This is a genomic window from Microcoleus sp. C2D2 (genome assembly GCF_036702495.1).
Lineage (GTDB): Bacteria > Cyanobacteriota > Cyanobacteriia > Cyanobacteriales > Microcoleaceae > Microcoleus.
On the sequence record NZ_JAUBTO010000219.1, the window covers coordinates 1 to 9,682 of the forward strand.

The following is a 9,682-nucleotide window of genomic DNA, read 5'->3' on the forward strand; positions in this document are numbered from 1 at the left end:
TTTTGGGTTCCGATTCCACTGACTTTTTTGAGAACTGTCGATCGCGTCTCTCTCCCAAAACTGTCCGAAGTATTGTTAGCTAGCAGTAATCTCCCGATTTTTAAATGAGTTTTCTGCTTTTTAAATTCGGGAATCATCTCATAAGCGGCTTGTTGGACGCGATCGTGTGAAAATTGATAATTTTGAATTAACAGTTGTTCGTCTAATTCAGAACGCGATAAAATCAACCCAGATTGCAGAGCCTCTCGGAGATATTCAAATAGCGTGGTTGCTGTTTTTTGGCAGACAGATGCGAGAGTATTTAAGTCAAATTCTGACCCAATACAAGCTGCTAATTGCAAGACATTTTGTGTGGTTTCAGGCAATCTTTTTAGTTTGCCAATCATTAATTCTACCACATTATCTGTAATCCCTAAAGTTTCAATTTGAGACACCTCCCATTGCCAAAACCCTCGGGTTTCTGCTTTTTTGCATCCCGAAATCACGGAAGATTGAGGATGTTGGAATTGCAGCAGTCCCTCGGCATACAATGTTTTTAAGAACTCATTCACAAAAAAAGGATTGCCGCGAGTTTTTGTCATCACCATTTCTGCTAAAGATTTGACCGATTCCATGTTGCTGTACAAGGTATCAGCAATAAGTTGACTAATCTGTTTTACAGCCAAAGGTGCTAACTTTATCTGATTAATTTTAGTAAAGGTGGGTTGGTCACTTTCCAGATTTTGTAGAGCAGATTTTGGTGAAGTCGCCTTCTGGATTTTTTCCAGCGTCATCATCAAGGGATGAGTCGGACTGACTTCGTTATCGCGATAGGCGCCAATTAAAAACAAGTATTGTGTATCTGAATCTGTCATCATCATTTGGATTAATTTGAGGGTAGCAGCATCTGCCCACTGCAAATCATCCAGAAAAATAACTAGGGGATGTTCTGGAGAACAAAATGCGCGGATAAAGTTACCCAAAACTAAATTAAAGCGGTTTTGAGCCTCCATTCCTCCCAACTGTGGAACATTTCTTTGCTTGCCAATAATCAGTTCGACGTTGGGAATGACCTCAATAATAATTTGTCCGTTAACTCCAAGAGCAGTTAAAAGCTTTTCTCGCCAAAGCTTGAGTTGTGTTTCGGTTTCTGTTAACAGTTGTCGCACTAATTCTTGGAAGGCATAGACAACAGCGGAGTAGGGAATATTGCGTTGAAACTGGTCAAATTTACCAGAGATAAAATAGCCGCGTGTTTGGGTAATGGGCTTATAAAGTTCCTTTACCAGTACAGATTTGCCAATACCACAGTAACCAGCAACGAGCATCATTTCTATTTGAGATTTTTGCGGTTCTGCTACGCGCTTAAATGCTCTTAGTAGTGTTTCAACTTCTGCCTCGCGTCCATAGAGTTTTTGCGGGATTTGAAACTGCTCTGAAATGTCTTGAGTTCCCAAAGGTAAATCTGATATATTTCCTGTGGTTTGTAACTCATGCAAACATTCTGCTAAATCATTTCTGATCCCGAAGGCGCTTTGGTATCGCTCCTCTGCGGTTTTTGCCATCAGTTTCATCACGATATCTGACACGGCTTTGGGAATTTCTGGATTATTTTGATTGGGGGCTATGGGTAGTTTGGCGATATGACAATGTACTAACTCCAGTGCATCATTTGTTTCAAAAGGGAGTTGTCCTGTCAGTAACTCATATAAAGTGACACCAAGGGAGTAAAAGTCGGTGCGGTAATCTAGGGAACGATTCATTCTTCCTGTTTGTTCGGGTGAAATATAGGCTAAAGTTCCTTCTAGCACATTGGGATTTTTTAGGGTGGGATTTTCGTCGGTTAGTTGAGTGGAAATGCCAAAGTCAATGATTTTGAGTTGGTTTGTTTCTGAATGCCAAACAAGATTAGCTGGGTTAATATCTTTGTGAATGACATTGGCTGCATGAATCTGAGCCAAAATCTCGGCTGATTGAATGGCGATGTCGAGGAATTTGTTTAAAGAGGTAATGGCTTGCTTTGACCCAGAGTTGTTTATCAATTTATTGAGAGAATTGCCACCAAAATCTTCAAGGATTATAACTAGCGTTCTCTGATACTCTTCCAAACTATAAGCTTTGATGACCCCTTTTAGATTAAGATGCCGTGTAATTTCATATTCCTGTCGATAGTGGGTGAGTTGACCAGGAGTCGGATAATCTCGTTTGAGCATTTTCAGGATAACAGGTAGATTATCCTGTTGTCGGATGCCTCTATATACTATTGAGTTATCACCTTCGTAAATCTGAGCAATAATCTGGTAGCCTTTAATTTCGATCATTTTTAGGTTTCAATGATTGAAGAAAATATTATTCAATATTGATGATTATTTTTATAGCATACCTTTGATAGCTTGAATGTTGGGTGACGAAAATTAATAGTTTTTAACATTATGTAACACTTACCCAGCAGCTCTAGTTGTCAGGTGCATTGTTGGGTCATCTCGGGTACTGATGTTTTTGATATAATTAAGTCTAAGTGCCGAATCTCACAAAAGTAGGAAAAGTAGAATCTCGCCAATTGCCGCTAATTAACTCTTTAATTAAACCTAAAACGCCCTGTCATATAAGGATAAAAATTTTACGTTAACGCGCTACGCTTGGTCTCAACAGCAGTTGTCGTTTCGGATCAAAAACAGGCACTTAATGGTAATAGCAGGCAAGTCAACTTACCTGCTAATTTACAGCAAGAAAAACAATAGTTTTCCGCTCTTTATGGCTGGGGTATTTTCACGGTGAGATTTTTTTTGTAAGTCCCATATTTTCAGTATGAAATCTGTTCGTTCAAGAATTATCTCTAACCCGCAGATGCTCTATCTAGGGTTGATTTGTCTCGGATTTGGTGCCGCTGTTCCGTAATTGACTCGACAGCCGATGTTGAACAAACTCGAACTGCACTCAAGAGGGACAATCTGCTGATCGAGGAGGGCGCTGCAACTGACATACTCGTCGTTATTAGTATCTCTTACCATACATTCGATCGGGTTAGCTCCCGATCGCGCCGACCAACTCTTCATACCTACGACTGCAATGATATGCTGCCAGTAGAAAGCAAATAGCGACACTGCAAACAGTACAGCAACTCCTAATCCTACTTTCAATTTCCAACTATTTAGGACGTTTCCCAAACTGTTTTTCACGTTTTCCACCCCAGAAATTGAGCTTTCGGTAGTTGTTTCTGAAGTTGGCAAATTTGTTTTTGTTTGTTCTGCTGGTATTTCCGACATAATGTATCTCCTATGATTGCTGGGATTTGGCTAAGCTGGCAGTTGCGATCGCTATTGCAAACTTTATCAAATTTTAGCAAAACTAGCCTGTACCGACAACCGATTCGGGCAGCACGGCCGGAGAAGTATGTATATTCACCAAGTGCGATCCTCTTCGAGGGCTTCGCTAACGCGATTTCTATGCCTTTTGAGGTATTGCCCAATTCGCGAGCGGATATTTTGCATCTAGGGCAATAGAATTGTTGGCGATGCCCTTTGAAAACGGCTGAAGTGAATCAGCTTTTTTTGCGAACCGCAGAGGGCGCAGAGGGCGCAGAGAAAGAGCAAAGAGAGATATATTGACTTTCACCAATCATTTATGGTTTCGATAGCAGTTCTAATAACTCTGATTCCGAAAGTAGTTCGATCCCCAAAGATTGAGCCTTTTCTAACTTAGAACCCGCATCTTCTCCCACAACCACATAATCAGTTTTAGCACTCACAGAACTTGTGACTTTACCTCCTGCTTTTTGAATCAAATCTTTAGCTTCATCTCGTTTTAAAGTGGGCAAAGTTCCGGTAAGCACAAAGCTTTTGCCTGCAAGTTGTAAATTTGTGCTGGCTAAATTGGGATTTTTCACTTCTGACTGCAATTGCAAGCCCGCAGTTTTCAAGCGTGCAATTAAACTTTGATTTGCCGGGACTCGAAACCACTGATAAACAGCTTGAGCAATTTCCGATCCGATGCCGTAAACGCCCTCAATCGATGCCGCCGATACCCCTGATAACTCTTCTACATTTGCAAACCTTTCTGCCAGCAATTGAGCATTCACGCTGCCGACGTGGCGAATTCCTAAAGCATACAATACCCGCGACCAAGGTTGAGTTTTGGAATTGGCGATCGCACTTATCAACTTTTCTGCTAACTTCTTACCCATGCGTTCCAAACTCATCAATCTTTCCGCGGTCAAATCGTACAAATCCGCTGCAGAATGCACGAGATTGCTATCAACCATCTGCTGCACCAATTTTTCCCCAACACCGTTAATATCCAGAGCATCCCGGCTGCAAAAATGAATCAGCGAACCCCTCAAAATCGCTGGACAAGATGTATTGATGCAGCGAGTAACGGCTTCCCCTTTTTCCCGAACCACAGGCTGTTCGCATTCGGGACAGCAACTAGGCATTTGGAAAAGTTGAGCATTTTGGGGGCGAAGTTCCGGCAAAACTCGCACAACTTCTGGTATAATTTCCCCAGCTTTTCTGACAATTACAGTATCGCCAATGTGCAGGTTCAGATCGGAAAGTCGATCGCTATTGTGGAGAGAAGCCCGGGAAACCGTCGTCCCCGCCAACTGCACCGGTTTGAGTTCCGCTACAGGGGTCAGAGCCCCGGTTCTCCCTACTTGTACGGTGACAGCTTCTACTATTGTAGGCACTTCGGCCGCGGGATACTTCAGGGCGATCGCCCAACGCGGAAACCTCTGAGTAAAACCCAATTGTTTTTGCAGCAAAACCGAATTTATTTTAACAACAACCCCATCGGTCATGTAAGGCAAATTCCGTCGCTCAGTATCCCAATATTCGTAATACTCGCGAACCTCATCCAAAGAATAGCAAATTTTGCGATAGGGATTCACCTTAAACCCCATTCGTTGCAACAATTCCAACGATTCCGACTGTGTGTTACCCTCGTTACCCCGATCTAAATGCAGAGTATAAGCAAAGAAATCCAACCGTCGCTTATCCACAATTTTAGGATCCAACTGCCGCAGCGTACCCGCTGCAGCATTGCGAGGATTAGCAAACAATTGTTCCCCGGCTTTTTCCCGTTCCCGATTAATTTCCTCAAACACAGCTAAAGACAAAAAAGCCTCTCCCCGCACTTCCACAACAGGCGGCGGATTATCTAAATTGAGCTTTAAAGGAATCGAGCGAATAGTTTTGACATTTTGAGTAATTTCCTCTCCGGCTATGCCGTCTCCCCGCGTCGCACCGCGAACTAACACCCCATTTTCATAGGTTAACGCTAAAGCAGAGCCGTCAATTTTTAACTCGCAAACATAGGAAACCCCCCCCAACCCCCCCAAGCTTCGGGGGGGAGTAATTTCCCTATTTTCGTTATTGCTAAGCCCAGGTGCATTTCCATCTAGTCCCCCCCCTTGATAAGGGGGGGTTAGGGGGGGTGCATTTCCTTCTTGACCGGGGGTTAGGGGGGGCGCTACTCTTTGCCAGCGTTCCTGCCATTTAGCAAATTCCTCAAAATTAAAAGCATTTTCCAAACTGTAGAGAGGAATATTGTGCTTGACGCTAAAAAATTGAGTAGCAGGCTGTTCTCCCACGCGCTGAGTGGGACTTTCCGCAGTAATTAATTCAGGATAATCTGATTCTAATTCTTGCAACTGGCGGTAAAGTCGATCGTACACCTCATCTGGCATAATCGGCGCATCGAGAACATAATAAGCATAGCTAGCTTCCTGTAGCTGCTGCCTCAACTGTTGAATTTGCTGCTGAATGTTTGCTGCCATCTCGATTTAAGGTTTTCGATTTTTTATTTTCGATTTTTGATTATAACTCTCGATTTTAGCTCAAAAAAAAGGAGCGAGCAACCTCTCTGCGGCCAGAGCGATTTTAGATTTGAGATGATCGATGTCAATTTGAGCTAAAAAAAGAGCCAGCACCTAGAAAATCAAAACTTATCCTAATTATAACCCCGCCCAAAAACAGATACTTGCTAACGACAGGAGTCGCCATCCGCCCAAAATTTTCGACCCGAGTTCAATCTGCCAGATTCATCTGTGGAGTAAATCTAAAATCCTTCGACGCTCGCGCTCGCCGAACGTCTCGCCGAACGTCTCACGCCGAAGTTTAAAATCTTAAATCGACTGACTCGCTTTTATAGCGGCAGAATTCGGCGCGTAAATCCTTACAAATTCAAGTCGGTAAAATCCCCAAATTTCTTGTTTTCCCCGGATATGGAAGTTTGAAGATTCTCACCATCTTTTTCGCCATTCAAGTTGCTATTGGCGCGGGGTTTGATAAATTCTTGAGCGTTCGGCTTGGTGAAAGCGAGCGGTTCAGCGTGTTCTACCTGAAATACGTTGGCGTAGAGGTTGGCAATAATCTGTTTGCCTCCCTGGGTCAATTCCAAGTAGTTCAAAGCTGCTGGAATGTAGGGAAAAACTCCATTCCAATAAAACTTGGCGTAATTTTGCCGCAAATCTCCCGGAGATTTGTAGCCCAAGATTTTATTAGTGCCGACTTCCTCAAATTCGTAGAACAGAGCACTTATTTTTCGCAGGTAATTGGGGTCGCTCAACTGACCGATCAAATCGGCGGCCCTAGCGAGTCCAGAATAATTGTTTCTGTCTTGATGAGTTTCGCTAGCAGGAACTGGGAAGCGAGTCAATTCAATATTGCGCTTGATTTGTTCGGCATCAATTAATGTGTGGCCACCGAAGCGTTCGTCAATTACGAGTTTTCCACGATCGACATGATAAGGAGTTAAACTGGCAGAAGTGGCGCCAATAGCCACAGGAACCATGCCCCCGTCAATACCCGTAGCGTAGAGTCCCACAGCTTCTTGGTCTTGGCGGCAAACACCTTTGACGTAGCCGATATCGTGGCACAGCAGTGAGATCAGGTAGTGCAGCCAATCTTCCGGCGACACTCCTCCTTCGCGAATATGCTTGCCGCGGAGAATCTCTTGTCCCACCAAAGCCACCAGCATTGTATGTTCCACATTGTGGTATAGAGCATCGCAGTTAGCGATATTTTCCAGAGCCATAGTCCCTGCCCAGGCGATAATTTCAGGGTAGTCAGGCTTGTACTTGCCGTAGGTGCGACGGTAGCCGGCCTGCAGCTCTTGAACAAAAGCGTCAATCAGGATAGCAGTTGCATTGAACATCATAAATCCTCTCACTCAGGCTGTAGTTACAAACTCGTTCGAAAATATCTTGCATAGCTGAAAAAGTAATCAATCGGCATTCCATTAGGTTTGACCCCTCGCTCAAAGACGTATACAAGCCGCCGACAGGAGTCGTGAAGCTCCCAAAATTTTACACTCTTGTTCCAGCTCCCAGATTCATCTGTTGAGTAAATCTAAAATCTCAAATCGTTCGACGCTCGCGCTCGCCGAACGTCTCACGCCTCCGTCTAGAATTTCAAATCGACTAACCCCTCGGGGTTGAATTTTAAATTTCAGCTAGCCTTGTCAAGTCAGAAAATTACTTTTAGGCTATGCTTCCCAAGATAACCTAATTTCCGAAGTAACAGAGCGATTTTTGGGCATAAAATATTGGCGAAAAAATTTACATCGTTTCACCGACTAATTATTAGAAGTCCTAGGTGTGAAAGTTATGAACTGTCTGTTTTCCAGTCTCTCCACTGCTGCCCTTCGCACTCGGCGGTCGATCGCCCCAAAATACTTAGGATTGTTTGCATTCACGGCTGTTTGCACCGCCGCACCGGCTTTGGGAGCCGAGCGAATTTACGTAACTTACGGGCCGGTAGAAGTATCTGTGCCGATCGAATCCCTGGCACTGTTCGCCAAAGAAGGCCAAATAGACTCGAACTTGGACGGCTTCGCTCAGTACGCCAATGAATCTCAGCTAGCTGAGATTCGCAGCGCCCTGCAAGCGAAAGCTGAAATCAGCCATGTGACTATCGCCCAATTCCTCTACACGCCTCAAGGAGAAGTGCTGCTGAAACGCTTGGGCCGACTAATTCAAACCAAAGCTCGGCAGCCGGGATTTTATGCCATCCGAGCGGCCCTGATTTTAGCAGCCTCGGATCCAGAAGGGCTGACAATCGTCAACGTGCTGCGGAAATTCCCGACTTACGGCATCAGGATTGACATCGCCCGCGGCTTGGGTATCGCCAACGAGCTGACATCGCTGATCAACCGTTCCAATCAGACGATCGCCGGAATCGCCCAGTTGTCGGAAGCACAAGCAGCCTTAGAACCCACCATACCGCCCGCCCTAAGGCTGCAGCCCCAGCTACCGGGCCCCTATACTTGGAAAAAATCATCGGTAACTCTGACGAGTCCGAATCGCGATCGCACCTTTAATCTGGATATTTACTTGCCACAGCGGAGCCCGCAACCGGCCCCAGTAGTAGTAATTTCCCACGGTTTAGGTTCCGATCGCATTTCCTTCCAGTATTTAGCCAAACACCTAGCCTCCTACGGCTTTGCCGTCGCCGTCCCCGAACACCCCGGCAGCAACGCCCAACAAATCCAAAACTTAGTAACAGGCAGAACCAATCAACTAGCAGCACCCGCAGAATTTATCAACCGCCCCCTCGACATCAAAGACCTGCTCGATTATTTAACCAAACTTCCTACAACCGATCCGGCCTACCAAGGGCAGCTCGACTTGCAGCGAGTAGGCGTCATCGGCCAGTCTTTCGGCGGCTATACGGCTTTAGCATTAGCCGGGGCGGGGATTAATTTTGCACAGCTAGAGAACGACTGCGAGCTCGAAAACGAAACTTGGAACCTCTCCCTGCTGTTGCAGTGCCGCGCCCGCGGCCTAGAGCGCAACCAGTACAATTTCAGCGACCCGCGCATCAAAGCGGCGATCGCCATCAACCCGATCGTCAGCAGCATTCTGGGAGACACAAACCTCAGCCAAATCAAGATCCCAGTCATGATAGTCGCAGGCAGCGCCGATACCGTCGCCCCCGCTTTGCTCGAACAAATTCAACCGTTCACTTGGCTGACATCGCCCAACAAATATCTGGTAGTGATGAACAACGGGACTCACTTCTCAACGATAGAGGACTCCCCTCAAAGCCTCTTTCTGCCACCAGCAGAGGCGATCGGGCCCGAACCAGCTTTAGCCCGTCGCTACGTCAGCGGACTCAGCCTAGCTTTCATGGAAACCTATTTGAACAACAAATCAAATTTCCGCCCGTATTTGGAGCCCTCCTACGCTCTAAGCATCTCCGAAGACACTCTCGGACTGAGAATTTTGCGATCGCTCACCCCGCAGCAACTCCAGCAGTTCAGCAGTGGTTCACCTCGTCGCAGACCAGTCTCTCCACCTGCCCTCGCTCCTGTTTCTCTACCTTCTCCACCTCCCATCGCTCCCGTTCGTTAGGGTTGAGGTGCGTCGCGCGTGCACCCAGGCATATCTTTTGGCGCGGGGGCGATCGCCCCCGCGCCAATCATTTAATCAGCTTTCCTGATGAGTTCAATCAGTTTAACTGTCGCTAGACCCCTTTACAAACGTTAAGGATACCGTTAATAATAGAAACATCATCCGAACATTGACAACCAAATACAGCAATCATAAACACATGACCACGACCTTACAACAGCGCGAAAGCGCCAATCTGTGGGAACAGTTTTGTAACTGGGTAACATCAACCGACAATCGCATTTATGTAGGTTGGTTCGGCGTCTTGATGATTCCTACCTTGCTAACTGCCACCATCTGCTACATCATCGCCTT

At 45.6% G+C, this 9,682-nt stretch carries 6 protein-coding genes and 1 pseudogene; 3 read left to right on the top strand and 4 right to left on the bottom strand.

Features of this window, described 5'->3' with window-relative positions:
• Together QUB61_RS35680 and QUB61_RS35685 are read right to left on the bottom strand one after the other, a co-directional pair.
• Window positions 1–2,300, bottom strand: a 2,300-nt coding sequence (locus tag QUB61_RS35680) for a serine/threonine-protein kinase PknK (protein WP_333135673.1), incomplete at its 3' end; no start/stop codon positions are given.
• Window positions 2,301–2,831: 531 nt separating this feature from the next.
• A complete protein-coding gene (locus QUB61_RS35685; RefSeq protein WP_333135675.1) occupies window positions 2,832–3,245 on the bottom strand; it encodes a hypothetical protein in 414 nt (137 codons plus the stop codon).
• Window positions 3,246–3,257: 12 nt separating this feature from the next.
• Here QUB61_RS35685 and QUB61_RS35690 point away from each other — a divergent pair, with 12 nt between their 5' ends.
• Window positions 3,258–3,482: a hypothetical protein gene (locus QUB61_RS35690; protein ID WP_333135677.1), complete on the top strand. Its 225-nt coding sequence runs from the start codon at window positions 3,258–3,260 to the stop codon at window positions 3,480–3,482.
• A 119-nt stretch (window positions 3,483–3,601) separates the two neighbouring features.
• Here the strand turns inward: QUB61_RS35690 and ligA are convergent, their stop codons facing one another.
• Window positions 3,602–5,752 carry an NAD-dependent DNA ligase LigA gene (gene ligA, locus QUB61_RS35695; RefSeq protein ID WP_333135679.1) on the bottom strand — a complete coding sequence of 717 codons (2,151 nt, stop codon included), beginning with the start codon at window positions 5,750–5,752 and terminating at the stop codon, window positions 3,602–3,604.
• Between the two features lie 398 nt (window positions 5,753–6,150).
• Window positions 6,151–7,131, bottom strand: a complete 981-nt coding sequence (locus QUB61_RS35700) for an Npun_R2479 family HD domain-containing metalloprotein (protein WP_333135681.1) — start codon at window positions 7,129–7,131, stop codon at window positions 6,151–6,153.
• Window positions 7,132–7,582: 451 nt separating this feature from the next.
• On the opposite strand from QUB61_RS35700, the gene QUB61_RS35705 reads away from it, so the two are divergent.
• Together QUB61_RS35705 and QUB61_RS35710 are read left to right on the top strand one after the other, a co-directional pair.
• The gene (locus tag QUB61_RS35705; RefSeq protein WP_333135683.1) at window positions 7,583–9,328 is read left to right on the top strand and encodes an alpha/beta hydrolase; all 1,746 of its coding nucleotides are present in this window, start codon (window positions 7,583–7,585) and stop codon (window positions 9,326–9,328) included.
• A 199-nt stretch (window positions 9,329–9,527) separates the two neighbouring features.
• Window positions 9,528–9,682: pseudogene (locus tag QUB61_RS35710) on the top strand (photosystem II q(b) protein); the annotation flags it as partial.